Annotated in this window: 24 protein-coding genes and 5 pseudogenes; 13 read left to right on the top strand and 16 right to left on the bottom strand. The window is 64.4% G+C overall.

Annotation, left to right across the window (positions count from 1 at the left end; translation table 11 throughout):
* On the top strand, nucleotides 1-651 hold a 651-nt coding region (locus MCHLDSM_RS21660; RefSeq protein ID WP_131722671.1), incomplete at its 5' end, for a cytochrome c oxidase assembly protein.
* A 309-nt stretch (nucleotides 652-960) separates the two neighbouring features.
* On the opposite strand, the gene MCHLDSM_RS21655 is transcribed toward MCHLDSM_RS21660, so the two are convergent.
* A complete protein-coding gene (locus MCHLDSM_RS21655) occupies nucleotides 961-1,590 on the bottom strand; it encodes a hypothetical protein (RefSeq protein ID WP_011896128.1) in 630 nt (209 codons plus the stop codon).
* A 118-nt stretch (nucleotides 1,591-1,708) separates the two neighbouring features.
* A complete protein-coding gene (locus MCHLDSM_RS36495) occupies nucleotides 1,709-1,843 on the bottom strand; it encodes a DUF3703 domain-containing protein (RefSeq protein ID WP_372510502.1) in 135 nt (44 codons plus the stop codon).
* Between the two features lie 395 nt (nucleotides 1,844-2,238).
* Here MCHLDSM_RS36495 and MCHLDSM_RS21650 point away from each other — a divergent pair, with 395 nt between their 5' ends.
* Nucleotides 2,239-3,000 (top strand): serine hydrolase, encoded by a 762-nt coding sequence (locus MCHLDSM_RS21650; protein ID WP_011896127.1) that lies wholly within the window; start codon nucleotides 2,239-2,241, stop codon nucleotides 2,998-3,000.
* On the opposite strand, the gene MCHLDSM_RS21645 is transcribed toward MCHLDSM_RS21650, so the two are convergent.
* Complete coding sequence (locus tag MCHLDSM_RS21645) at nucleotides 2,997-3,659, bottom strand: methyltransferase family protein (RefSeq protein ID WP_048471953.1); 663 nt, start codon at nucleotides 3,657-3,659, stop codon at nucleotides 2,997-2,999. The two genes, MCHLDSM_RS21650 and MCHLDSM_RS21645, sit on opposite strands and share 4 nt — an antisense overlap.
* A 1,107-nt stretch (nucleotides 3,660-4,766) precedes the next feature.
* On the opposite strand from MCHLDSM_RS21645, the gene MCHLDSM_RS21635 reads away from it, so the two are divergent.
* A protein-coding gene (locus MCHLDSM_RS21635; RefSeq protein ID WP_085978045.1) for an IS3 family transposase occupies nucleotides 4,767-5,992 on the top strand; the annotation gives its coding sequence in 2 pieces (ribosomal slippage) (nucleotides 4,767-4,998 and nucleotides 4,998-5,992; 1,227 coding nt in all).
* Between the two features lie 245 nt (nucleotides 5,993-6,237).
* Here the strand turns inward: MCHLDSM_RS21635 and MCHLDSM_RS38195 are convergent.
* Nucleotides 6,238-6,414 carry a low molecular weight phosphatase family protein gene (locus MCHLDSM_RS38195; protein ID WP_168440110.1) on the bottom strand — a complete coding sequence of 59 codons (177 nt, stop codon included), beginning with the start codon at nucleotides 6,412-6,414 and terminating at the stop codon, nucleotides 6,238-6,240.
* A gap of 213 nt (nucleotides 6,415-6,627) precedes the next feature.
* Between MCHLDSM_RS38195 and MCHLDSM_RS38805 the strand changes: the two genes are divergently transcribed.
* Entirely contained in the window at nucleotides 6,628-6,807 is a 180-nt protein-coding gene (locus tag MCHLDSM_RS38805; RefSeq protein WP_049777491.1) for a hypothetical protein, read from the top strand.
* A gap of 32 nt (nucleotides 6,808-6,839) precedes the next feature.
* Here MCHLDSM_RS38805 and MCHLDSM_RS36475 read toward each other — a convergent pair.
* A pseudogene (locus MCHLDSM_RS36475) lies at nucleotides 6,840-7,524 on the bottom strand (NlpC/P60 family protein); the annotation flags it as partial.
* A 1,449-nt stretch (nucleotides 7,525-8,973) separates the two neighbouring features.
* On the opposite strand from MCHLDSM_RS36475, the pseudogene MCHLDSM_RS40245 reads away from it, so the two are divergent.
* The 3 genes and pseudogenes from MCHLDSM_RS40245 to MCHLDSM_RS21610 form a co-directional block, all read left to right on the top strand.
* Nucleotides 8,974-9,357 (top strand): annotated as a pseudogene (locus tag MCHLDSM_RS40245) (Ig-like domain-containing protein); the annotation flags it as partial.
* 67 nt (nucleotides 9,358-9,424) lie between these two features.
* Nucleotides 9,425-9,645: pseudogene (locus MCHLDSM_RS39675) on the top strand (Ig-like domain-containing protein); the annotation flags it as partial.
* Between the two features lies 1 nt (nucleotide 9,646).
* On the top strand, nucleotides 9,647-10,362 hold a 716-nt coding region (locus tag MCHLDSM_RS21610), incomplete at its 5' end, for a L,D-transpeptidase (protein WP_048471957.1).
* 31 nt (nucleotides 10,363-10,393) lie between these two features.
* Here the strand turns inward: MCHLDSM_RS21610 and MCHLDSM_RS21605 are convergent.
* The 7 genes and pseudogenes from MCHLDSM_RS21605 to ripC all read right to left on the bottom strand — a co-directional run bounded on the left by MCHLDSM_RS21605 (nucleotide 10,394) and on the right by ripC (nucleotide 16,159).
* The gene (locus MCHLDSM_RS21605; protein WP_268781872.1) at nucleotides 10,394-11,761 is read right to left on the bottom strand and encodes a fused MFS/spermidine synthase; all 1,368 of its coding nucleotides are present in this window, start codon (nucleotides 11,759-11,761) and stop codon (nucleotides 10,394-10,396) included.
* Nucleotides 11,762-11,772: 11 nt separating this feature from the next.
* Nucleotides 11,773-11,936: fused MFS/spermidine synthase (locus MCHLDSM_RS40545; protein ID WP_412178261.1), on the bottom strand; the 164-nt coding region annotated here is incomplete at its 3' end.
* Between the two features lie 468 nt (nucleotides 11,937-12,404).
* Nucleotides 12,405-12,694: pseudogene (locus MCHLDSM_RS37385) on the bottom strand (CbtA family protein); the annotation flags it as partial.
* 1 nt (nucleotide 12,695) lies between these two features.
* Nucleotides 12,696-13,393 (bottom strand): CbtA family protein (locus MCHLDSM_RS40540; RefSeq protein ID WP_063840649.1); only part of this gene is annotated, 698 nt, incomplete at its 3' end.
* A gap of 194 nt (nucleotides 13,394-13,587) precedes the next feature.
* Nucleotides 13,588-14,226, bottom strand: coding sequence for a lytic transglycosylase domain-containing protein (locus MCHLDSM_RS21595; protein ID WP_011896118.1), 639 nt, complete (start codon nucleotides 14,224-14,226; stop codon nucleotides 13,588-13,590).
* A gap of 77 nt (nucleotides 14,227-14,303) precedes the next feature.
* Complete coding sequence (locus MCHLDSM_RS36470; RefSeq protein WP_234714148.1) at nucleotides 14,304-14,912, bottom strand: copper resistance CopC family protein; 609 nt, start codon at nucleotides 14,910-14,912, stop codon at nucleotides 14,304-14,306.
* A 155-nt stretch (nucleotides 14,913-15,067) separates the two neighbouring features.
* The gene (gene ripC / locus MCHLDSM_RS21590) at nucleotides 15,068-16,159 is read right to left on the bottom strand and encodes a peptidoglycan hydrolase RipC (RefSeq protein ID WP_218002893.1); all 1,092 of its coding nucleotides are present in this window, start codon (nucleotides 16,157-16,159) and stop codon (nucleotides 15,068-15,070) included.
* A 293-nt stretch (nucleotides 16,160-16,452) separates the two neighbouring features.
* On the opposite strand from ripC, the gene ctaE reads away from it, so the two are divergent.
* From ctaE to MCHLDSM_RS21570, 4 genes are all read left to right on the top strand, one after another.
* Nucleotides 16,453-17,046, top strand: a complete 594-nt coding sequence (ctaE, locus tag MCHLDSM_RS21585; protein ID WP_011767858.1) for an aa3-type cytochrome oxidase subunit III — start codon at nucleotides 16,453-16,455, stop codon at nucleotides 17,044-17,046.
* A gap of 83 nt (nucleotides 17,047-17,129) precedes the next feature.
* Nucleotides 17,130-17,402 (top strand): hypothetical protein, encoded by a 273-nt coding sequence (locus MCHLDSM_RS21580; RefSeq protein WP_234714147.1) that lies wholly within the window; start codon nucleotides 17,130-17,132, stop codon nucleotides 17,400-17,402.
* 324 nt (nucleotides 17,403-17,726) lie between these two features.
* Entirely contained in the window at nucleotides 17,727-18,398 is a 672-nt protein-coding gene (locus MCHLDSM_RS21575; RefSeq protein ID WP_011767860.1) for a TlpA disulfide reductase family protein, read from the top strand.
* Nucleotides 18,399-18,468: 70 nt separating this feature from the next.
* Entirely contained in the window at nucleotides 18,469-19,464 is a 996-nt protein-coding gene (locus tag MCHLDSM_RS21570) for a cytochrome c oxidase assembly protein (RefSeq protein ID WP_011896115.1), read from the top strand.
* Nucleotides 19,465-19,530: 66 nt separating this feature from the next.
* On the opposite strand, the gene MCHLDSM_RS21565 is transcribed toward MCHLDSM_RS21570, so the two are convergent.
* The 4 genes from MCHLDSM_RS21565 to MCHLDSM_RS21550 form a co-directional block, all read right to left on the bottom strand.
* Nucleotides 19,531-20,169 (bottom strand): DUF305 domain-containing protein, encoded by a 639-nt coding sequence (locus tag MCHLDSM_RS21565; protein ID WP_234714146.1) that lies wholly within the window; start codon nucleotides 20,167-20,169, stop codon nucleotides 19,531-19,533.
* A gap of 474 nt (nucleotides 20,170-20,643) precedes the next feature.
* A complete protein-coding gene (locus MCHLDSM_RS21560; protein WP_011767863.1) occupies nucleotides 20,644-21,588 on the bottom strand; it encodes a M56 family metallopeptidase in 945 nt (314 codons plus the stop codon).
* Complete coding sequence (locus MCHLDSM_RS21555; protein ID WP_011767864.1) at nucleotides 21,585-21,968, bottom strand: BlaI/MecI/CopY family transcriptional regulator; 384 nt, start codon at nucleotides 21,966-21,968, stop codon at nucleotides 21,585-21,587. The genes MCHLDSM_RS21560 and MCHLDSM_RS21555 overlap by 4 nt, the downstream gene beginning before the upstream one ends.
* A gap of 178 nt (nucleotides 21,969-22,146) precedes the next feature.
* Nucleotides 22,147-23,169: a M23 family metallopeptidase gene (locus MCHLDSM_RS21550; protein ID WP_011767865.1), complete on the bottom strand. Its 1,023-nt coding sequence runs from the start codon at nucleotides 23,167-23,169 to the stop codon at nucleotides 22,147-22,149.
* A 514-nt stretch (nucleotides 23,170-23,683) separates the two neighbouring features.
* Here MCHLDSM_RS21550 and MCHLDSM_RS36465 point away from each other — a divergent pair.
* Together MCHLDSM_RS36465 and MCHLDSM_RS36460 are read left to right on the top strand one after the other, a co-directional pair.
* Nucleotides 23,684-24,197 (top strand): annotated as a pseudogene (locus tag MCHLDSM_RS36465) (cbb3-type cytochrome c oxidase subunit I); the annotation flags it as partial.
* 1 nt (nucleotide 24,198) lies between these two features.
* Nucleotides 24,199-24,562: cbb3-type cytochrome c oxidase subunit I (locus MCHLDSM_RS36460; protein ID WP_234714145.1), on the top strand; the 364-nt coding region annotated here is incomplete at both ends.

Raw genomic sequence — 24,562 nt, 5'->3', positions numbered from 1 at the left:
GGCATGTACATGGCGGCAACGTTCAGCATGCACGCCGTCGCTCAATTGATGCTCACGATAGTGGTGCCGGTGTTGCTCGTGCAGGGCGCACCGGTGGCCCTCGCGCTGAATGCATTGCAGGCAGTCGATCCCAACGGGGTGCCTGGTCCCCGCGAATGGCTTGTCAGCGCGCTGAATTCGTCGCTCGTGCGTTTCATCGCGCATCCGTGGACGGCGCTGGCACTTCTCGTGGTGGGCGTCTACGGGCTTTGCCTCGAAGCGGTCTTCGATGCCGCCGTGAGCGAACACGGCTCGCACATGCTGATGATCGGGTACTTCTTAGTCAGCGGTTCGCTGTTCTTCGCCGCCGTCAGCGGTGTCGAGCCGGTGCCACGGTTGATGCCCAAGCGGGGCCGGATCGCGATCCTGTTGTTCGGGCTTTCGCAGTTCGTCATTGCTGGGCTCGTGGTGATGAACATGCGCGAGGTTCTCGGCGACGTCTTCTACCGCTCCTTAAAACTGAGCTGGCATGCGGACTTGCTCGGCGACCAGCGGCTAGGAGGCCAAATGATCGCTGCCGGTGGGCTTCTGGCCGTGGGGGTGGCGCTTGCGGTGCTGATCCTCCAGCGCCGCGGCTCGACTGCGATCGAGCAGAGGACGAACGGCGCCTAGCCACGGCTGGCGGACGGTGTACCGCACCGTCGGCACAACGGCCTGCATCGCGTTGGTCCTTGGGCTGAGCGCGTGCAGTGAAACCTCAGATCGGAGAACGACATGACATCCATAACCTTTGAACTACTTCCGAGTGGGATGCTGCCGAGGTTGAACTTCACGATGCCACCGCTGTGATGCCGGCCGCCGCAAAGACACACGTCGTCGGAGAACTAGCTTCTGACGAAGGGCACATAGCGGGAAAAGCCGTTGTCGCCTTGGGCAAGACACCGAGCTATCAACGGATGTCACCGCAATGGTGGACTTGACCTATGAGGTGTCACGGAGGCGTTGGATCGGGCGCTGCCCTGGGGACGCGGATTCGACGGATGGCCCGCGAGTGAGTCGCCACATTCCCCACCAGGCGACGGGAGCGAGAGCGACGACGGTCCACATTCCGGGCACGTAGCCGGCCCCGGAGGGATCGAGCCACGGGAACACCAGAAAGTGCGCCAACTCTGTTAGGCCCAACGAGGCGAAGAACGTCCATGCCAGGTATCTGCCGATCGGGCGGCCGCGCCCCATGAGGACCGGAACCAACAGCCAGGCGCCCGCAGAGAGGGCAACGAGCAGCACCACCGGCACCGAGTTCACCGCAGGCGTCGGCACACCCGTGACAGCCGCCAGGAATGCGAAGAACCCCGTCTGCTTCTCTTCGACGCGGTGGGCCAGGAACAACAACAGGGCGATCCAATACGGCGCGCGAATGTCGGCCCATCCGCCGCCACTCGGCCACACCAGCCACAGAAGCAAGCCCCCGACGAACCCGGCGGTGAAGATGAGCATGGTTGCTAGCCCGAGCGCCCAATACCCCACGCTCAACGCCGCGGCTGTTAGCGCGACTGCGGCGGCAACGGTCGGCCACGGCCGAGCGTTCTGGTTCGACGTCGTGACCGCCATCGTTCTCTGATCCTTCCGCCCGCTCACGAGTGCGGCACGATCGGTGGGCGCGGCCATCGGGGTCGTGAGGCCCGCGTCGACGCGTTGTTGCCCGATAGCGACCTGGGCGCTGCGACGATCACACGACTAGCTGGCCGAGTGCTTTGAGAAGGTCTCGTCGACGCAGCGCCAAAGCTAGCATCGACGCGTGATTGCATGTGTGTAGCCAAGGGTCCGGTTGGGAGACGACGTGTGCCCGTTCCAGATGTCGCATCCGCCGCTCGCTGGTTGTGTGCGCTTCGCGGGGGCCATCTCCCGCCAATACGCCTCCGGGCGGTGGCGCGGCGCGTCACGCTGCGTCCGATCGGAACACGCAACGAGTGTGCGCAATGCTGCTCAACACCCAATCCATTTTGGCAGAACGTCGATTCGCCCCGGTGAAGGCGTTTGCGGTCGCACCGTCACGGATAGTGTCTATTTTAGCGGGTCGACCCGTCACGGGAATTTGTGGCTTTCGCAGCGGTGACGGCACACCTGCCATCCGCGGGGCTGAATGTACGTAGATACATAGTAGGAACCGCGGTGTTTGTCCGGCGTGCCGTGGGCCCTGATGTCCGTGGGGACTGACAAGCTACACAGGTGAAGGCCGTCGTCTCCGGACTTGTCGCTATGACCGTGTTGCTGTGCGTGCCGGCGCCCGCGGCCGCCGCGGAGATCGGACAGCGCATCGCGCAGGCAGACGCCTACCTAGCTACTCGTCCGGGCACGGTGGGCTATGTGCTTCGCGACCGGATGACCGGACAGGCTCACCGCAACGGGGCGGCCACCACGATGATATGGACTGCATCGACCATCAAGCTGGCGATGGTGGTTGATCTGTTGACTCGGGCACGCGCCGGCCAGATCGCCTTGACCCCGGCCGATCGGCAACTCATGGCCGACATGATGCACTCATCGGACAGCGACGCTGCCGATACGCTTTGGGAACGCTACAGCGGACCAGACAACATGGCGTTCAACCGCAACTTCGCCACGTACGGACTCACTAACCTGCAACCGCAGCAGGGGTTCAGCGGCACGTACCCGTACTGGGGTTTCCAGAAGGCCACGAGCGAGGACCTCGACCGGCTGATGAATTACACCCTCACCAGCTTGCCTGCGGCCCAGACCGCGGCGATCGTGTCGGAGATGCAACACCTCGACGCCAACCAGCAATGGGGAGTGTGGGGAGCGGGCGCGGCCATGATTCCCGGCAACAAGAACGGGTGGTCCCAAGAGCAGGGCGGCTGGGTCGTCAACAGCGTCGGTTTCGCCGGCCCTCAGCAGCGCTACACATTGGCGATCATGAACTCGCTCAACGGGGAAGGCGGCTACGGCGATGGTGTGGAAACGACCACGCGGCTGGCGCGGATTCTGCTGGCTTCCGCTTAGTGGGATTCACCGCCAACGGTCCTAGGAAAGCGTCCCAGTACGGGAAGAAACCGGCCGACAGCTTGACCGTAGGACCGGTAGGCGTCACCGTGCGTGCGTATGAGGTAGGGCTCCTCCACCACGCGGACCTGCAATTCGATCGCCACGACCAGAAGAATGAGTGCAGCCAGCGCAACCACGTTCGGGACCATCAACGCGACGCCGGTCGCGAACGACAGCATCGCCGTGAAGATCGGGTTGCGCACGACCGCGAACGCGCCGCGGCGCACCAGAGTCGTGGACTCCTGCGCATCCACGCCTATCCGCCACGATTCACCCATGTCGTTTTGCGCACACAGTGTCCCCGCGAGACCCCCGAGCGCCAACACCGAACCCAATGCCTGAAGCCCCCAGGCCTCGATAGCAGCGATTGGGGCTAGCACGCCAAACACTTGCAAGGCTGGTGCGAGGAGGCCGAGCAGCATGGCGAGGACGAAGCCGACGCCGGCGGCCCATTCCGGTGAGCCCGGCCGGCCGCTGATTCCGTGGAAACCGGTGGAGCCAGTGAGTCGATATTGGCGCCAACTACGCCACCCGAACCCGAGTGCGACGAACGTCAAATACAGAACCAGAGCACCTATCGCAGCCACCGCAACCACCTCCAGCTCAAATATATGCATACATTGCAATATGTGCAACTATCGAAGTGTGTCGGCAACTATTAGAGGACGTCGGTGATCCGCGTGCCGGCGCTAACTCTCGATGACGCGAATCGCGTATGGCGTCATGCTCCCGGTTCTATCCGGTGAGACCTTCACCGGGACAACGGTTCTCTGGTGTGGAAAGTCCGTGCCTGGGAGGTGGAGTCCGCTGCCGATGACACCACGGGCTCTTTTACGCCACGATTGACGCATGAGAGTGGAGATTGTCTATTTCGAAGGGTGCCCGAATTGGCGGGAAGTCGGTGTCCGTGTGGGCGCGGCAGCAGCAGGCCTGGTCGACGTTGAGATCACGTATCGGCGGGTCACTACAGACGACGAGGCGGCGTCCTTGCCGTTTGCCGGCTCTCCAACCATGCTCCTCGATGGCACAGACGCTTTCGACGATGCGGTGCCGGTGACGGAGTTGGCGTGCCGGGTATATCAGACCGATGCCGGTTTGAGGGTCTGCCGACGATTACCCAGCTCTCCGAGGCGTTGCGGCGGCGGCTGCCGTTCGACTGATTGAGGCTTGCGGGCAGCCCAATCAGGACGATTGGGTGAGGGATGTGCTCCCAGCGTTCGAGAACTCCGGCGATCGGTGGGAGGGTGGCGGGTGACGGCGAAGTTGCCCTGCCGCGGGCTGGGTGTCGGGCGGTGGGGTCGGTGAGCGTTGCGTGCAGGCGCTGGACGCGATCATCGAAATGCGTATCAACCACTTTCGTTCGATGCCGTCGATTTCGCGTTCGGAAGATTTGTCGGTGTCCCAGTTCTTCACCCGGGTGCCCGGCCGCGGGTCGAGCTTTGTTTCTCGGCCGAGGGTGACTACCAGGTCGACCCTGCGGGCCAGCTCAGAGCCCGCGGACGTGGGTTACTCTCTGGTGACGTCGACGCTCACCTCCAGCAGGGCTTGGGCAAACAGATCGCTGACCGCGGCGCCGGCTGAACACGTCCACGGTGTCGCCGGCGAGTTTGGCGGATTGATCCGCCCCGGCGTGTCCGGAGAGTTCTTCTGTTGGGAAGGATGGGCACGTGGGAACGAAGTCATCGAAGCGGTATCCAGACGAGCTGAAGGCGCGAGCGGTGCAGATGGTGGCCGATCTGCGCAGCGACACGGTCTCGGAGTGGGAGGCGATGGGCCGGGTTGCTGATCTGCTGGGCGTCGGTACCGCCGAGACGGTGCGCAAATGGGTCCGCCAGGCCGAGATCGACGCCGGAGATCGGGCTGGGCAGACCAGCGAGGAATCCGAGGTCCTGCGCAAGCTGCGCCGGGAGAACGCCGAACTCAAGCGGGCCAACGCGATTTTGAAGGCGGCGTCGGTTTTCTTCGCTGCCGAGCTCGACCGGCCGTCTCAGTAGTCGTGGAGTTCATCAGCGCCCACCAGCACATGCGGGTGGGCGCTGATGGTCTCAAGTGGGGTGTCGAGTCGATGTGCGCCGTGCTCTCGGAGTTCGGCGTCGTGATCGCCCCGTCGACGTATTACGCCCACCGCGCCCGCCGTGGCCCCTCGAAGGCGGACTGGACTGATGCGCAGGTGATCGACGCCATCTGGCGGCTGCGCCGATCCAACAAGCTGTTCGCGGTTCTGGGTGCCCGTAAGACGTGGATTGTGTTGCGTACCAACGGACTCGATGTCTCACGGTGTGTTGTGGAGCGGGTCATGCGGGAGATGGGTTGGCGGGGTGCGTGCAAGCGCCGCCGGGTGCGCACCACCATTGCTGATCCGGCAGCAACGCGAGCTCCGGATCGGGTCGCGCGGCATTTCGTCGCCGGCGCGCCGGACCGTTTGTGGGTGGCCGATTTCACGTACTGCCGGACCCGTGCCGGCTGGGCCTACACAGCGTTCGTGACCGACGTTTACGCCCGCAAGATCGTAGGCTGGAAGGTGGCCACCGAGATGACCCAGAAGCTGGTGACCGATGCGATCAACCACGCCATAGATACCAGGAAGCGTTCTGGTGCAACATTTTTGGATGATCTGATCCATCACAGCGATGCGGGCTCTCAATATACGGCGGTAGCGTTCACTGAACACTTGGCCGCTGAAGGGATCCTGCCCTCAGTCGGATCGGTGGGCGATAGCTTCGACAACGCCTTGGCCGAATCGGTGAACAGCAGCTACAAGACCGAACTCATCGACCACCAGCCGCCGTATCCCGGTGCCGCCGAACTCTCGCTGGCAACCGCCGAATGGGTGGCTTTCTACAACCGGCAGCGACCGAATGGCTACTGCCAGGACCTGACTCCGGACCGGGCCGAAGCCCTCTATTACCATCGCCAACGGCACCCTCATACCGAGGAGGCACTCAGATAAGAGGACCTCCCGACATGCCGGGGTGGATCAGATGAGACCCGCAGCAATTTGCGATTTACCGTCGTCGTTGACGCAGACGAACGACACGGAAGGCCTTGAGGAGTCGGTCATTCTGGGGTTGAGGCCTAACGTGCGGTGACGTGGAGTTCGGTAAGCAAGCGCCTAACCCGTTCTTGGAGGTCGTCGCGGATCCGCCGTACCGCGGCGACGTCTTGGCCTTTCGGGATGGGGCAGTTTCCAAGTTCTCATAGCGTTTGCCGGGGAAGATTCTGGCCGGCATGTTCGCAGACCATGGTGATCACCGCTGTCGGCGGCCTAGACGATTTCGTCGGTCCAGGCTTGACGAACTCGCCGGTGATGTCGATGCCAACCTCGGCCATCGCCTGCACCGCCGATGGGTTGATGCGGCCACCGGTCTCCACCAGGGGAAGTTCGTCGTCGACGACCAGCGCGGTATCCCTTCGCGTGCTCAGGCCCTGCGCCCCGGGTGGTGCTCGATGCTCCATATGGCGCCCGTTGATGCGGCCCTGATTGATTGCCCGAGCGGCCCGGCCCGATCTTCAGCAGATCTTTACGAGACACATACCGATTGCGTCCTGCAAAAGGGTGACCCTGAACGTGGAGGAAGGCCTGACATGCGTTGGCTGATGGACGTTTGCCCGAACAGTCTCGGGTGGGAAGCGCGGCTGATTCTGTGCGCCGTCGTCGTCGTGCTGTGGGGCGTCGCCTTTGCCGGCGCCGTGGCGCTGTTCCCCGCCGCGCCGCCGCGCCACACCGAGCGGCGGGAGGCGGGAGGCATCTCAGGGGCGGATTGATGCGCCAACCGCGCAGTGGTCGCCGCGAGGTGTCAGTACTCGATCAAGCGGATGGCATAAGGCGTCATGCCGGAGCTGCACACGGGGGAGATCTTGACGACGGACCTGATGGGGGGAGCTTCGATCAACAGGCCGCCGCCGAGATACATAGCTCGTGCTGGCGCGTTCGAGCCGTAGAAGATGAGGGCACCGCGGCGCATCTGTGATGAAGGATTCTTGCGGCCCGCGCTGTATTGCGATCCGGCGAAATGGTCGCGTTGATACCGACGCCGGCGAAGGCATACTGCATGAGTCCGCAGCAGTCGAAGCCCAGGGCGTTGGCCCCCTGAGCGATGCCTCGCGAGGGACCGTTGGCGTTGCCGCCGCCCCACGAGTTTGGGGCATTCCGAGTTGTGACATGGTTCGACGGATCACGAACTGTGATGCCTGGCGACCGTGGAGGCGCAGAATGCCTCTGTTGGTTATGGCGGGATCTGCCGCGGCGGTCACGGGAGGGATGCCCCGCTTGGTGAGGAAGGTTCGGCCTATGCCGGCAGTCAGTTGTGCGCAGAAGTTGCCACGATCTCCAAGACCGCCGGATGATGGCCACCGGGTCGCCCGCGACGTTGGCGCTGGGCATCACCGGCAGCGTTGGTGTCCCACAAAGCTAGCCTCGGCGCCGTCCGCCGGCGACGAGTTGCTGCGGTCGTCGGGTGCCGGCATGGCTCCGGGCTGAGGGACAGTGGGCGCCGCCGCGGTAGCTGCTACCGGCAGGGAGGCACCGAGTCCGGCTCGCGCCCAGTCACGTTGGGCGCGACAGCGACGCCGACCGCACCATCAGTTACGCACGCCTTCGAGTGTCGGTATGGGCAAGTTCCTGAGGCGGTGAAGCCGTGTGTCCTTGCCGTTGGACCATAGCGGCGCGGTCGGGCGGGACGGGCACGGGGTATACCAGCCTTCCTGATGTAGCCGCCTACCCGGTGTGGTTTGCGCGGTCTGTGAGCCCTTCGAGCATTCCGCGGCGCAGATGGGTGGAGTTGAGATCTTTGCGGCCCGTCATCAGCCACGCGGGTTACGGCGGCCAGCTTACGGTCCTTGCAGGAACGACTCCAGGCGAGATGTCAGCGGTTGACGCCCTGCGATTTCTTGGACAACCGTTCGGTTCTAGGATTCGACATTCGGATGGCAAAACCCGACTGACATTTCGATGGCGCTGCCACGGTTGTACCTGGTCGGGGCGCGGACAAGTGACACGCAGTTCGGCAACTTACATGTTGCGCGGCGGCGTTGTAGATTGCCATTCTCGATGGCGGCTTGCCATTTGAGATGGCGGGAGTTGGCGGATCCGCCATCTGTATGGCAAATCGTCGGCTGTTGAGTCTCCGAGTGATGCGTTGCAATGGGGCTGCGCGGCCGAGAAATTCCTGCTCGCTATTGCTTTGTCTCCAGCTGGAGGCGCACGCTTCTTGGACGCCCTGGTGGCGGAGCAGTCAAATGTTGGCGTGGGATGGTTCAGCTATCGCAGCCACGGCCGCTGAGCGGTCGTCGGCGAACCTTCTGTTCGGAGGCTGATGACAGCCTCTCACCAGATTCCTGTGCGTCCTACTGAGTTGCATAGTAGATTGTGGACCCGTCAGGTGAGGTGGGACCGATACCGACGAAGCACCGTGGCGGAATCCTGTCGGGGGATTCCGCCACAATGTCGCTTCGAGCGAGCTGCCGAAGCGGCCGTCCCACTGGCGTCTAAGCCAGAGGTTGCGCGTAGTTTGCGGTAGGTCGCCGCTTAAGTACGTATCCGCATGTCGCCAACACCGGTAGTCAGTCGCTTGAATCTGGGCGCCCGCCCTTCTGGTATGTCGCCCCGCCGGATCGGCAGTTGGTCGGCCCACCAACTACTATGTGGGTACGTAATGACCAGGAGTGCGACCCGACGGATTGTTGTGATGAAAGTGTTGACTGGACGCCGACATGTAGCGGTGCTGAGCGTGTTCTCGGCTGTCGCGGTACTCGTGACGGCATCGCAGACGAGTGCGCTCAAATCTCGGCTGTCGAATACCGTGACTGCGCCCGGTGCTGTGGAGGTTGAGCAGACGCCGCAGGCCGCACCCGGGCCTCCCGCAATCGAGATTCTCCCCCGCACAGGCGCGAGCGATGTGGTCCCNGCTCAACTCTCGGCTGTCGAATACGGTGGTTGCGCCCGGTGCTGTGGAGGTTGAGCAGACGCCGCAGGCCGCCCCCGGGCCTCCCGCAATCGAGATTCTCCCCCGCACAGGCGCGAGCGATGTGGTCCCTGTCGGAGCAGTGAAGGTGACCGCGACTGTTGGGACCCTGACCGATGTGCGTATGCAGAACGAACAGGGCAGGGTCGTTGCCGGTCGAATGGTGGGGGGCGGACGCGCCTGGGAGCCCGCCGAGCCACTCGGATACGGACGGTCCTACAAGCTCAGCGCGACGGGCCGGGGCGCTGACGCCCGCACCGTCACGTCCGTTTCGGAGTTCTCCACCGTCGCGCCGCAATCCCAGGTCGGGGTCAGGCTGGGCATGACTAACGGAGCGTCGCTGTCGGAGGGCNACCGTCACGTCCGTTTCGGAGTTCTCCACCGTCGCGCCGCAATCCCAGGTCGGGGTCAGGCTGGGCATGACTAACGGAGCGTCGCTGTCGGAGGGCGGCGTCTACGGTGTCGGAACCGTGGTCGTGGCAACCTTCGACGCCGACATCCCGGACAGGGCGGCGGCCGAATTGCGCCTCCAGGTCAAAACGTCGCCCCACCTAGCCGGTTCCTGGATGTGGGTCAACGATCGCAAGGCGCACTGGCGGCCCCGTGAGTATTTTCCTTCCGGTACTGAGGTCACGGTCAANGGGCGGCGGCCGAATTGCGCCTCCAGGTCAAAACGTCGCCCCACCTAGCCGGTTCCTGGATGTGGGTCAACGATCGCAAGGCGCACTGGCGGCCCCGTGAATATTTTCCTTCCGGTACTGAGGTCACGGTCAAAGCCGATCTCTACGGCGCTGATCTGGGTGGTGGATTATTCGGAGAACAGGACAAGCAGGTCAGTTTCCGGATCGGACCGTCTCGTGTCGCCGTCGCCGATGACACGACCAAACAGGTCAGTGTCTACGAAAACGGCCGTTTGGTTCGCACGATGCCGACATCGATGGGCCGGGGCGGGACGCAGGCTGTCGGAGGCAAGACAATCGCCTTTTGGACCCAGCCTGGCGTGTATACGGTGATGGAGAAAGAGAATCCCGTCTTGATGGACTCCTCGACCTACGGATTGCCCGTCGATTCTGCGTCGGGGTACAAGATCAGCGTCCCGCACGCGGTGCGGATCAGTCCCGACGGCATCTACCTCCATGAGCGCGAGGCGACGGTGTGGGCGCAGGGAAACACCAACGTTTCGGCGGGCTGTTTAAATCTGAGCGCGGAAAACGCCGAGTGGTATTACGAGTTCGCAAATCCGGGCGATGTTGTCGAGGTCCGCAATACCGGCGGCGCACCGCTGGAACAGTGGCAGAACGGAGATTGGTCTGTGCCCTGGGACGAATGGGTAAATGGCAGCGCTTTGCGTCCCTGATCAGTGTTCGATCGAGGCCGAGCATGACAAGTCACTCGCCGCTCTGTCGACGGTAGGGATCGAGAAGCTGATCGACGGGAGCGTAGTCGTCTGTCAGAACTCGCGCGTCGCCGATCCACTTGCGGAGATCGTCGCCGGCAGTGATCGTCCACCCGGTCTTGCGGGTGTTCAGAACGCGCTGAAGCGCGCCCGGGTCAACTGGTCGATCGGAAGCGAGCACGACCAGGTTGCCACCATCGGGTGTCGCCGCGGTATCGACGCCGACGTCGCCGGCCTCGGCGGCGACTATGACGTAGTCGAAAACCTTTGTGAGTGTTGAGACTTCGGCACGCGCGAACGCCAGCTCGCCGTAATCGATGAGATTAGCAACGTACACACCGTCCTTTTTGAGGACTCGACGTATGTCTGTCAGCGACTCCACAGTCGTCAGATGCCACGGCACGCTCACGCCGCCAAAGGCGTCGCCGACGATCAGATCACGGCTGCCGTCATCGAGCCCCGCAAGGCCCAGTCTGCCGTCCTCGACGCGTACCTCAATGCCAGCCTCGGAAGCCGATCCGAGTTCGTCTCGGTCTATGCGCACCACGCCACCGTCGATTTCGGACACCACGTTGTGGCTTCCTGGCCGCGTCGCAGCAAGGTACCGCGGGAAGGTGAGGCCGCCCCCACCAAGGTGGTACGCCTCCAATGCCTTCTTGGAGGGGAAGGATGCGTCGACGACGGAAGCAAAGGCGCGCACGTAGATGAATTGCAGGAGAGCCGGATCTTGGAGGTCTATGTACGAGTGGCGCGCGCCATCGAGCGTGAGGGTTCGGCCGCTGTCTCGCTCCGGGTCGGCGATGACGCGGGCGCAATGGTATTTGGTTTCCACGTCGCAGCCGCCGGGTGCGAGATAGCCAGCGAGGCCCGCGCCGACGGTTGCAAGCGTTATTACGATGGCGCTTAAGGTGTTCCGTCGGCGCATGCGCGACTCCACAACGATGCCGCCGAGTACCAGTATCGATCCGAGGCCGATGAGTATCACGCTGACTGGCATCCGCGATACGAAGACAAATCCGGTAAGCACGGTGCCGGCGATGGCACCCATGGTGCCTACGCCAGACAGCTGACCGACAATGGTGCCGGTCTGGGCGAGCTTGATCAGGCGCAGCTTGGTCACCATCGGTGTCACCGCCGATAGCAGCGCTCCGGGTGCCAGAATCGTGAGCGTCGCGACTATCAACAGCGTCGCAGGTGCCCATTCGGCCGCCGCGCGGACGGCGGAAGGCGTGAACGCCACGACTACACCTGATACCCCCAGCGATGTTCCCAGCCAGCGGCGCGGATCATCGCGGTCGGCAAGCCGGCCGCCCGCCCAGGACCCAAGGGCAATTGCGGCCAAGGCGATTCCGATGACCAGGGTGCTGGTCNCCCAGCCAGCGGCGCGGATCATCGCGGTCGGCAAGCCGGCCGCCCGCCCAGGACCCAAGGGCAATTGCGGCCAAGGCGATTCCGATGACCAGGGTGCTGGTCTCCAGGGTCAGCCCGAGGTACGGCGCAAGCAACCGCAGCGCGGTGATTTCCACCACCAGCACCGCCGCCGAGGAGGTGAACACAAGGATCGCGGCGGTGCCGGCTCCAACTCCGGGCAGCGGTTGAGATGACGGATGATCTTCGGGTACAGGAGGGGTGCCGGTCACAGTCTCAATCCTGGCAGCACGTCGCCAGTGTCTGCGGACAGCAACTGAAAAAAGGGGTGTACCAGTGCCAGCGGTAGAGGCGAGCCGCGGCGAGAGGGAAGGAGTGCAGCAGACATCGACGGGCGAAGGCGGAGCACTGATGTCGACGCGATGCCACGCAGAGGATCTTTTGCTGCCGACGTCAAGCCGGGCAGCAACCGAGTCAGCGGGCTTCGAATCATGTTGAGAAGTAACAAGAGTCGGCGCAATCCGGTTTGGCGTAGCGAACCGTGGCCGTGGAATGATCTACGCCGACCTGGCCTCCCGGCGGCAAAACCCGCCCGGCAGCGACGGACGCTTGCATAACCCATATGACCCGGCTCGTTACACGCGGTCACCAGAAGATACCTGTATACCTGACGAAACCGGCTCAGGGGATAGGGCTGGATGCCCACCGAGGCGGGGTATCGGGCGACACAGTTCGCTGCTCGTTTTTTGGCGCTCCGCGACTAGCCGCGACATCATCGCGCCGAGCACGAGGCCGATCGTCGTATAAATGACAACCTGGGTGCCCAGCGCGTAAAGCCGGAAATAGTAGAGGACATCGGCGGGAAAGCCCTCATAGACGATCGCGCCTGTAGCGTCGCGCAGCGGTGCCGGTGTTTCGTTGATGGNAGCGCGTAAAGCCGGAAATAGTAGAGGACATCGGCGGGAAAGCCCTCATAGACGATCGCGCCTGTAGCGTCGCGCAGCGGTGCCGGTGTTTCGTTGATGGTTGGCAGCGCGAACATGACGATTGCCATCGTCGTTGCATAGGCGCCGGCGGCGGCCAACGCGCCATTAAAGGCACCCAACTTGGCCACCCATCGGCGAGCCAGTACCACCGCGCCGATCAGGAGCGCCCCCGACAGCACCACCATCAACACATACAGCAGCGTGCGCTCACGGACGGTCTGGTCGAGACTCAACGCTGGCGGGCTGGCGGGATATTTTAGGTTGGGTACGACGTACAAGCTCAACAGCATGCCGCCCGCGATGTAGAGCGACAGCAGTCGTGCCGACACATCGCCGACACGACCATAGGCTACGGCGAACACCACCGCGAACAAGGCGCCAATGGCGACGCTGAACGCGAGTAGGCCGAGTCCCATGCCGATGTTCATCTGCACTGTGCGAGTAAACAGGTCGACATTCTCGCCGTGGCCGGCGTGTCCCCCCGGCGAATCCATTGCCTCCCGGGCGGCTCGCACGCCATCTTCGTACTCGATTGCGCGTGCGGTCTGGGGCGCAGCGAATATCCGCGCGAACCCGAATGCCAGTACCCCTGCGGCGGCGCCAGCCAACAGGCCGCGCCAGATGATCTGCTTCTCGATCTCGTTAGTCCCTTTCGGTTTCGGCATAACAAGGAAACGTCGGCAGAGTGGGTCAAACTAGCGGTTCAGTCCACCGACTGGATCGTACGAATGCCTCATCAGATGGCACTCCGATCCTATGCGCGACCCGTCGCCGCCATACATCTATGCGTCGAGAATGCGCGCGAGCGCATCGATTCGGCGCCCTCGGGCTGCTACAGAGAGTGGCCGGCGGCATAGGCTGTAGCCCAGTCTCGCACGCTGCGGGCGTACGGATCGGACTGGTTGTAAGCCCGCAGCGCTTTCATCCACCCCTTTGGCGTCGCCAGGTCGCCACCGCGATTGCACAGATAGCCGGCGGCCGACAGCGCAGCATCGTCGACATTGTCGGGACTGACGATGCCGTCGTTGTTGGCGTCGACCCCATACAGCCGCCAGGTCTCCGGGATGAACTGCATAGGCCCCATTGCCTGAGCGAATCCGGGCTCACCGGGGGGCGTACCGCCGCCGCTGTCGATAATGCGCATATTGCCGTTCGAGCCATCAAGGCGCACACCACGAATCGGAGGAGTGACATCCCCGTTCGGGGCGATGGTGGCGCCGCGAAAGGTGCCGTTGCGGCTCTCGACCATGCCAATCCCCGCCAGCGTCGTCCAGGCCAGCTGGCAGTCGGGGTTCTCGACGTGCGCGACCCTGGCCGCATAGGCATATGCCTCCAACGCGGTGGTTGGCATATTCAGCGCCGGAGCCCGTCGTGCAGCCCAGATACGCAACTGGTCGGCGGGTCTGCCGCGGGCAGGATAGTCAATGTAGGGAACCGGCGCGCCCGCGGGCGGCGGAATGCCTTCGGGCACACGTAGTAACCAGCGCCTCTTTTGTCGAGATCGTCGACGATCTGCCCGCGGTCGTTGTCCAGCTCGACTTTACGAGGTCAGTCTCTCCGATCGGACGGAGGCGATGTGTCTTGCCCTCCAAGTGAGGACCCAGGTTCAGATCCGGGGTGTTCTGCTGCGTTCTTCCGGCGGTGTCGCCTACTTTGCCAGAACACGATCAGACCTCCGAGCGCCAGACCGGCGCCGGCTGCTGTGAGTACAGACGCCTTGGTGTCTGAACCTGCTTTCGCCGCGGGCGCCGAGGGAGAGGGCTCAGCGGTGCTGGGTGCTGCACGGGCTGGCGCGGTTGTGGGTGAAGGCCGTTCGGGGACGCCGGCGATGGTGAAGGTGTATGACCCGGAGACGGGGTGGCCATCTGCTGAGACCACGCGGTAGCTGACGGTGTATAGGCCGTTTGTGAGTCGTTCGGGCCCGACGGCGACCGTGAGGCGCGGCCCTTCGACGCTTGCCGAGCCCGACACCCAGTTACGACCATCGGCGCTGGTGACGGCGACGTCAGCGAACGCTGGATTGATCTCCTCGGAGAAGTTCAGCACGACGGCGGTCAATGGGGACGCTACGCTCGCGTCCTTGGCCGGGTCAGAACCAACGAGTGAGGTGTGCGCGGCAGCAACCCCGACTCCGGACAGCCAGAAGGCCAGCGCCATGAGTGTGGTCATGACGGCGCGCGTGGCCAGTCTCACAGTCCTCCTTGAGCTTCGCGTCCGCCGCGCCAACACGCCACCCTGTCCGGTACCGACGGACTCGGCGACTGGAACATTCCCTGCAAACCGTGGAAAGCGGGCAACGCTACGGTAGCTGGCTAGTAGCGGCGCACGTTGTAGATCGGCGCCGACGAGATCGGCGCCACCTTCACCGGAGTGCCGTACGTCGAGGCGTGCACCATGTTCCCATCGCCGATGAAGATACCCGCGTGTGAGGCGTCCGAGTAGAAGGTGACTATGTCGCCGGGCTGTACCTCGGTCGTCGCCACGGGTTGTCCGCCCGCCGCCAGCGCCTGACTCGACCGAGGGAGCGACTTGCCGTTCTGCAGAAAGGCCCACTTGATGAGCCCCGAGCAGTCGAACGCATCTGGTCCTGTCGCACCCCACGAATAGGGCGCACCCACACGGGTCAACGCCGCCTGCACGACCGCGGCCCCCTCGGGTGAGCTGGACGGACCCGGCCCCACCGGCGGTATCGCTTCGGGCATCGCCATGATGGCCGGGTTGGCCGCTGGCGGGGCCGGCGGCGCGGGCGGCACCGGCCCAGGATCGGCAAGCGCTGCACGTTGATCGGGAGTCAGTGCGCGATATAGCGCCTCTACTTCGTGGATTTGTGTCCGCAGCCGACTCTGCTTCGATTGCAGGCTTGCGCGGACCGCTGACGCCTGCTCCGCGGCAGTACGAGCTGCCAGCGCCGACGACTGCGCGGCGCGCGCTGCGTCGTCGGCACGGGTCGACGCGGCGCGAAAGGCCTTGATGCGGTCCGACATCTGAGTGGCCATCACCCTGCTCGACGAGAGTTCGTCGAGCAGGCGTTGCGGAGACTCCGCGGTCAGCGCCGCGCTGATCGTGCTGGTCGAACCACCCATGTACGACGCGGCCGCCACCTGGTTCACAGCTGCCTGATACTCGCCGAGGTCGGCTCGCGCCGCGGTCATCGCCTCGAGTTCGGCGCGTTGACGATCCTCGGCCCTGCGCTGCGCCGCGAGTTTCGCCTCGAGGTCCAGCTCGGCTGAATACACCGCTTCCGTGGTCTGCTCGGCCTCTCGAGAGAGCTCCGTCAATCGAGCCAAGGCATCAGCAGCCGGGTCGGCCCACCCAATGCCCGCCGAGTTGCCAAGAGTCAGTGCCAGCACGATCGCCACGACGAGAACACCCGCAGATCGGCGTACCGCGGCAGGGCGGTTCATCCTCAAAACACAGTCCTTACACCGCAGGGACATCTATGGTCTAGCTACGTAGGTCACGGAAAGATTACGAGTAACCGCGGTCAATGTCCACGCCCACGGCGATGCTCATCGGCCTTACTCGCCCCTCGTGCGTGCTCCGTCGCACCAGGCGCGGCTCAAAAACGCACTCCCGCTGAATGTTCCGGTCGAACGCACCACGGCACCCAACGCCGCAACTATCGTGCAACTACTGTGTGAGATAGTAGGTAGCGACTCAGTAGACCGTCTGCGGACTTGGCTTGACGAGGGACGACATGACAAGTGGCACCGCCATCACGGCACGGGTTCATTCCCTGAATCGGCCCAACATGGTCGCCGTGGGGACAATCGTGTGGTTGTCCAGTGAGTTGATGTTCTTCGCCGGTCTGTTCGCGATGTACTTCACCGCTCGTGCCCAGGCCGACGAGTGGCCGCCGCCGCCCACCGAGCTGAACCTCGCGCTCGCGGTGCCGGTGACCTTGGTCCTCATCGCGTCGTCGTTCACTTGCCAGATGGGTGTCTTCGCCGCCGAACGCGGCGACGTGTTCGGCCTGCGCCGGTGGTACGTCGTCACCTTCGTCATGGGATTGTTCTTCGTGCTCGGCCAGGGATACGAGTACCTCAGCCTGGTGCGTGAGGGAACCACGATCGCCGGCAGCGCGTACGGGTCGGTCTTCTACCTCACCACGGGTTTCCACGGGTTGCACGTGATCGGCGGTCTCGTCGCCTTCATCCTGCTGCTCATCCGCACGCGCATGAGTAAGTTCACCCCTGCCCAAGCGACGGCCGCCATCGTGGTGTCCTATTACTGGCACTTCGTCGATATCGTGTGGATCGCGCTCTTTGCCACTATCTACTTCGTGAGATGAACGGGGGCACGCCGCGCAGGTGGTGTCGACGACCCCCGCAGGCCGGAAGGTGGCTCGCGCAGGCGGCCATTGTCGTCGCAGTCGTGGCTACCGTCGTGGGACTCGCCTCGACCGTCGCCTCGACTGTCGCCGCGGGGCCGACGTCTGCGCAGGCCACCTCGACAGCCCCACCACGCCCCGCCGGCCCGACGCCCACCAAACACTCCTACGACGACACGCACACCGGCCAACAACCCGAAGTCGCGAACCCGGCGCTGTGGATCCTGGCGGGCGCCGTCGCGGGATTGATCGCGATCGCCGCCGCCATGTTGAGAGCGGGCAAACCCGTACGCCATCACCTCAGCCGGGGCCCGTGAACGTACCGCGAGCGGCGCCTCATCGACGTCGTCCCATTTGCGCGGTTACGTCGTTGCGCTACATTCTACGTAGTCTCTACGTAGAACGTGCCGTGCGGACCCGGCTCTCTGGCTGCAGGGCCGCCGCCATTGCTCGCCCGAGCAGCCGCGGCGCCGGCGCCGAACGTCCAGTCAAGGAGGTCGTCGGGTCGATGCCACAGGTCACGCAATACGTCGCGCGTCTTCAAGCCGGCGTTGGGTACCGCAGAAAGCTCCGGGTAAGTGGCACTTGAAATGACTCTTCGACTCACCGATGCGCCCCGAACGTCGCCGGCGAGGCTGGACATGGGCATTGAGCGTTGGCGACGGCGGCGACCCCCGACACGTTGGTCACTGGTGATACGGCGTGGCATCGCCGCGGGTCTGAGCGCGGTACTGTTCGGCGCCGCAGTGTCTGGGTGCTCCAGCGGAGATGACGCCGTCGCGCAGGGTGGCACGTTCGAGTTCATATCGCCGGGCGGGCAGGTCGACATCTTCTACGATCCGCCGCAGAGTCGTGGTCGCCCGGGGCCGATACGCGGACCCGACCTGATGGACCCCAACCGCACGTTGTCACTTGATGACTTCGCCGAGCAGGTGGTGGTGATCAACGTGTGGGGTCAGTGGTGCGGCCCCTGTCGCACCGAGATGCCGGAATTGCAAAGGGTGTACGACGCGACCCGGAATGAGGGAGTCGCCTTCCTGGGCATCGACGTTCGCGATAACAATCGCCAAGCTGCGGTTGACTTCATCGTCGATCGCAAGGTCACCTTCCCGTCGATCTACGACCCACCGATGCGCACGATGATCGCCTTGGGCGCGAGGTATCCCACCACCGTTATCCCGTCCACCATCGTCTTGGACCGCTCGCATCGCGTCGCCGCGGTGTTCCTGCGGGCGCTGCTCGCCGAGGATCTCGAACCGGTGGTCCGTCGCCTTGCCGCCGAGACCGCAACCGGCTCAGGCCCCCCGCGATGAATGGCGACCCCGCCCCGGCTGCACGTCGCCGCGGGGCGCGGCCGACACTCGGGCGCAACGCTGCGACGCGATGGTGGGCTGCCCCGTGATCGGTCAGGTGGTGCTCCCCACCTCACCGCCGTCGCTATCGGCGATGCTCGGTTGGTTACCGCCACCGGTTCCGATACTGCCGGTATCGGCAATTGTTTTGGCGGTGTGGTACCTGCTCGCCGTTCGAGTCGTCAGATCCCGTGGCCGCCAGTGGGCCTGGACGCGCACGGCGAGCTTCCTGGCCGGCTGTATCGCCTTGGCGGCGGTGACGGGCCTGGCCATCGACGGCTACGGCTACGGACTGTTCAGTGCCTTCATGTTCCAGCACCTCACGCTCTCGATTCTTGTTCCGCCGCTGCTCGTGCTGGGTGCGCCCGGCCGGCTGCTACTCAGGTCCACGCCCCATCGTGGACTCGGACGCTACGTCGTGATCTCCGCGCTGGGCGGACTGCGCTGCCGGGCGAGCAGGATCGTGCTGCACCCCGGCTTCACCATTCCGGTGTTCCTGTTGAGCTACTACGGCCTGTACCTTTCCGACCTCTTCGACGCGGCGGCGGCCAGCGTGGCCGGACACGTCACACTGCAGGTGTTCTTCCTCGCCAGCGGCCTATTGTTCATCCTGCCGATCCTGTCGACCGGTCCCTTGCCGGTCCGGCAGAGCAACCTGGGCCGCTTCTTCGACATCTTCGTCGAAATGCCGTTGCATGTCTTCATCGGCGTCATCTTGATGATGGCACCGCGGACGCTCACCGAGACCTTCTCCCAACCTCCGCCTGACTGGAACGTCGACCCCGTCGCCGACCAGGGGGTCGCCGGCGCCTTAGCGTGGTCCTACGGCGAGCCCGTCGCGCTGCTGACTACAGTGATCTTCGCCATCCGGTGGCGCCGTGACGAGGAGTCGGAGTCGAAGAAAAGGGAGGCCGACGTCGAACGCGACGACGCGGAACTGGCTGCCTACAACGCGTTTCTGCGCGGACTGCACCAACAGCGGCGACCACCTACTGACTTGCCGAGCACCGCCAACGAGCACGACTGACGCCGTGGTGACAACGCGCCAGCCATCATCCCGGCGCCATGACCGAGGTTGTCGCAGCGACACTCGTCAGCGCCGCAGGGTCTCCATGACGGAAATCTCGAATTGCTGGCTTTCGATGAGCGACCGGGCGATCGCGATCGCCCCAGGATTCGACCCTGACTGAAGTTCATCACGCGCGACCGAGATGGTGAAGCGGTGCTGCCTGATCATCAGTTCGAGATACACGCCCGCCGCACCCACCCCGGTCGCGTTAATCAAGCGACCGACGTCGGCATCGACCGCGAGGGGATGTTCACCCGGCCCAACGGCGACGCTGGGTGCGGCTGCCGGAGGACGGGACCCGACGGTCATGGGGGCGAATCCCCAATCCAGCAGAAGCGCCTGCAGCTCATTGACATGGGTGGTGCTGTTCGCGCTGATTCGTCTGGCGATGTCGCTGATTTCGGTTGGGACGCCCTGTTTGCCGATGGTCTGGTTGCTCAGTGCAACAGCTTGAGCGCTGTGATCGATGATGTCGCGGGCGAACAACACGTCGAACCGAGTGTGCGCCTGTTCGGTGATGGCAACCGCGGCGCTCGAAGGACCCGGCGACGAAACACGGTCCCCATCGCCGCAGCCCGCGACGACGATCATCGCCACACCTGCGAGTACCGCCCATGCCGCGCGGACCGGTCGCCCGGTGACCGTTCTCGGATCGTCGCGCACGCCGTCCCTTTCATCGCCGCCGGCATGGAGGGACGGTGACATCGTTGCCGTAGAAGCCCGGTCAGGAGGCCGCCTACACCGTGTTGGTGACCCACCGCCGTACCTCACGCGAAGCGATGGTCACCTACGTAGTGACATAGTAGATTGGCGGTGTGAAGAGTGCACTGGCCGTGTCCTGCCACGGACCGCGGTCGAGTTGGCCTCAGCAGCGTCACACGCGGCCGACGGGGCGACTGGCTCGCCGATGGATCGCAACCGCGCTACTGTTGGCCCTCGGTTTGGCGGTGTTGGCCTTGCTGGTGGCCGACCCTGCCGCCGCTCACCTTGCGGGCATGGCCGACCTCCCGCATTTCTAGCCAGCCGCGGAAGCACCACGACCCTGCCGTAGCCGCATTTCCGGCGCAATGGAGCCGTGCAGCATCGTATTTGGGATGCGCCAAGAATGTCGGGAAGTCGTTGAGCTCGGTGAGCCGCTCACGCGAAGCAGATCAGTACGCCCGATAGCGACAGAGTGACGATCGCCAAGGGTGCGGCGGCCATCGCCGCTACTGCGCCGGTAAGCGTGACTTGGGTCTGGATGCGGGCGAAGCGTCGTGGTGGCTTCGATAACCGCTCGGCACGGGCGAGCACGGCGATACCGGCGGCGGCCAGACCGTGAGCCGGGGTGGTGGCGCCCGAGAGGGTTAACAAGCCCGCGAGCAGCGGCTGACGGCCGTGGTGACGAGCGGCCGCATCGTCGGCGCACATCTCCAACAGAGAACTGATGTGGCTGGCGGCGCTCGCGAAGAGCCCGCATGTGGGCAGCGCGGTGGTCAGGCCGCGCGCCGCGGCGACGATGTAGGCGTGCCGCCCGTCGAGGTGAGCACGCTCGTGGGCGACGACGGCCGCCAATTGGTTTTCATCGAGCGCGGCCATAGCCGCGGTCGTCACCACGATCGCCGGGGGGCGCCCCGCCACGCAATACGCCGCAGGCTCGGATGCCTCGATGACCACAACGTCGCTGCCGTACGACCTGCCCACCAGGCGCACGGCGTCGGCGTGCGCGAAGGTGTGGGTGCGCATGCGGCCCAGAGCGCGGCCGATTCGAAAGACGACGGCGATCAGACTGCCGACGGCAATGGCCACTGCGACGGTCGCGACGATTCGGGCCGGCCACCCGGCGTGGCCGACGAGAATGGCGCGCAGACGTTCTAGGCACGTGACGAGCAGCGCGTCGGGGCTGTCCCAATGCCCAGCGGCCTCGATGAGCAGCAGCGCGACGGCGGCAACCGAGCAGCCGAGCACCGTCACGACAGCGGTGATCCACGCGGCTATCGCCAGGCGCGGAGCCCCGCCGTCGGCGGTGATACGAACCAGCAGCTTCGGTCCGATCGCCAGGACCGCCGCTACGTAGAGCAGCAACGCCGCCGCGACGGTCATCGGCGCGACTTGCGGGCCAGGCGCCGCAGCGCAGCACGCAAGTCAGCGGATTCCTCCGCGTCTATTTGCGCCACGAAATGACTCAGAACCGCCTCCGATCGACCGCCGCCGCTCAGTGCCTCCAGCATGAGTCGTGCACTGTGCTCCTCGCGAGTCAGGGTCGGCCGGTAGCGATACGCCTTGCCGTCGCGTTCACGCGACAGCCAACCCTTGCCGTGCAAGTTGTCCATCGTCGACATCACTGTGGTGTACGCGATGTGCCGTTCGGTGCTCAACTCGTCGAAGATGTCCCTGACCGTGGAGTCGGCGTCGGGGTCACGATTCCAGAGGCGATCCATGATCGACGCCTCGAGTTCTCCGAAGCCACGCACCCGCGCCATGATCGAACCTCCTGGATTGGTCAGTAGGTAGCTTACGGTGTCGATCGGTGTGCCGGCGCTGAAGTGAGCGCACGGCGCCGACTGCGAATGCGCAGCGCCCAGCCGGGCTCGGCACGATTCTACTGAGGACGTCAGTAGCTGACTGTGCTCGCATTGTGGAGCCGGTCGGGCAGCGGCCCTAGTCGTTGGGGACGCCCCGTTCCCCCAACCACGCCATCGGGTCGATCTTGTCAGTTCCATTGAGATGCACCTCGAAGTGCAGGTGCGGTCCGGTCGAGTTGCCTCGGTTGCCCATGGTGGCGATCTGGTCGCCTGCCATCACCCGCTGGCCCGTTTGCACCATGGTGGTGTCGATGTGACCGTAGAGGGTAACCGTGCCGTCCGCAGCGCGGATTTTGACCCACATGCCGAAACCCGGTGTCGGACCGGAGGCAATGACCTCCCCGTCGGATGCGGCGTAGATCGGAGAACCGACGGCGTTGGCGATGTCGAGGCCAGCGTGCAGGGTGCCCCACCGGGCTCCAAAGCGCGAAGTCAAAATGCCTCGGGCGGGAAAGCTGAACTGTGGGCGCCGAAGCCGCGCCTCGCGCTGCGCCCGCTCCTGCGCGAAGGCCGTGCCGTTGACCAATTCCTGTAGATGGATCCCGGCATCAAAGCTGTTCGCCACTGGGACGATCTGCATCCCCGAGGGGCCGGGGAGGGCGGCCGGGGACGCCGCAGTGTCGGCGACCAAAACCGGCTGCTGCGCCTCCGTTTCGTCGACCGCTGCGTTCGCTGCGGCGGCGACCGCGCCGACGGCGATAGCCGTGATGACCAGCCTGCTGTGCGCCGCACCGGCGGCCTGAGGGGTCTTTCGATGCGCCCCGCCAGAAGCGCGGACGTTACTACCCGACAGCGCCCGGCGAGACGGCCGTGGGCATTCCCGAAGATGTGCCCCGCCGACGTGAATCGGCACGGTCGGCGGCGCTGCGTTCGTCGAACCTGTCGGTGCGAGCAACAGCCGGGGCGACTCATCAGCCAAATCGTTGAGGTCGTCGAGTTCAGGTGCGCTCAACACCTCGAAGTCGATGGCGAACGGATCGCTGCGACAACTGGCCATATCCATCAACGCGCCGAACTCGCCGAAGGCGATGATCTCGGTGACGTCGGTGGCCCCACGATCGGCCGCCGCATCCGGTCGCGCAATCCGGTGATGCACCAATTCGAGACGATCCTTTGCCGTTACCGATTCGTTATCTGGTTGGCGAGACGCTAACCGAACGCCCGCGATTGGGCAAGCCGTCGACCGTCGATGAACGCCCAGCCCACCATCGCGTTTCGCGGATTAGTTTGGTAAACAATCGGTTTGATCACCGAACCCGCAACAACGTGAACGGTCTTTTGACTCCTCGGTACGTACGTAGTAGAACGTAATGTGAGGGCCACCGTCTGGGCCGGGCGTCGTTCGGTGACCACCTCGAAACAGCTACCACGCCGCCGCGAGACCCGGCAACGCCTGACGCACCGGGGGTGGCCCCAAGAGTGCTGAGCCGGAGCGGGTGCGAGTGCTCGGCACCCGCCCCGGCAGGACACCCGTCACCGGGCGATGTGGCTCACTGACGGATCCGGAATTTTTCAACTACGCAAGTTAGTACTAAGCTACGCAGTACGATAACCTACGTATCTAGTCAGTAGATAGTGGGAACGCGGTCCGAGCCCGTGGCGGAAGGGTTTTAATGGTCGCCGATGCGCCATCGGTCGGGGAACTTGAGGTACGCCGTCCTTTTCCGGCCCGGATGGGCCCCAAAGGCAACCTGATCTACCGGTTGATCACGACCACCGATCACAAGTTGATCGGCATCATGTACTGCGTCGCCTGCTTCGCGTTCTTCCTCATCGGCGGCCTGATGGCGCTGTTCATCCGCACCGAGCTGGCCGTGCCCGGCCTGCAGTTCCTGTCCAATGAGCAGTACAACCAGCTGTTCACCATGCACGGCACGGTGATGTTGCTGTTCTACGCCACCCCGATCGTGTTCGGCTTCGCGAACCTGGTGCTTCCGCTGCAGATCGGCGCGCCCGACGTGGCGTTCCCGCGGCTGAACGCGTTCTCGTTCTGGCTGTTCCTCTTCGGTGCACTGATCGCCACCGCGGGCTTCATCACCCCCGGCGGCGCCGCGGACTTCGGCTGGACGGCCTACTCGCCGCTGACCGACGCGATCCACTCGCCCGGTGCGGGCGGTGACCTGTGGANGGCGTTCCCGCGGCTGAACGCGTTCTCGTTCTGGCTGTTCCTCTTCGGTGCACTGATCGCCACCGCGGGCTTCATCACCCCCGGCGGCGCCGCGGACTTCGGCTGGACCGCCTACACACCCTTGTCGAGTGCGATCAATTCACCAGGCGCCGGCGCCGACCTCTGGATTCTCGGCCTGATCGTCGGCGGGCTGGGCACGATTTTAGGCGCGGTCAACATGATCACCACCGTGGTGTGTATGCGTGCGCCGGGCATGACGATGTTCCGGATGCCGATCTTCACCTGGAACATCCTGGTGACGTCGATCCTGGTGCTGCTGGCGTTTCCGCTGCTGACCGCGGCATTGTTCGCGTTGGCCGCCGAC

It is taken from the genome of Mycolicibacterium chlorophenolicum, assembly GCF_001044235.1.
Lineage (GTDB): Bacteria > Actinomycetota > Actinomycetes > Mycobacteriales > Mycobacteriaceae > Mycobacterium > Mycobacterium chlorophenolicum.
Note: the sequence above shows the minus strand (reverse complement) of the source record. Positions and strands in the feature narration are given on the sequence as shown.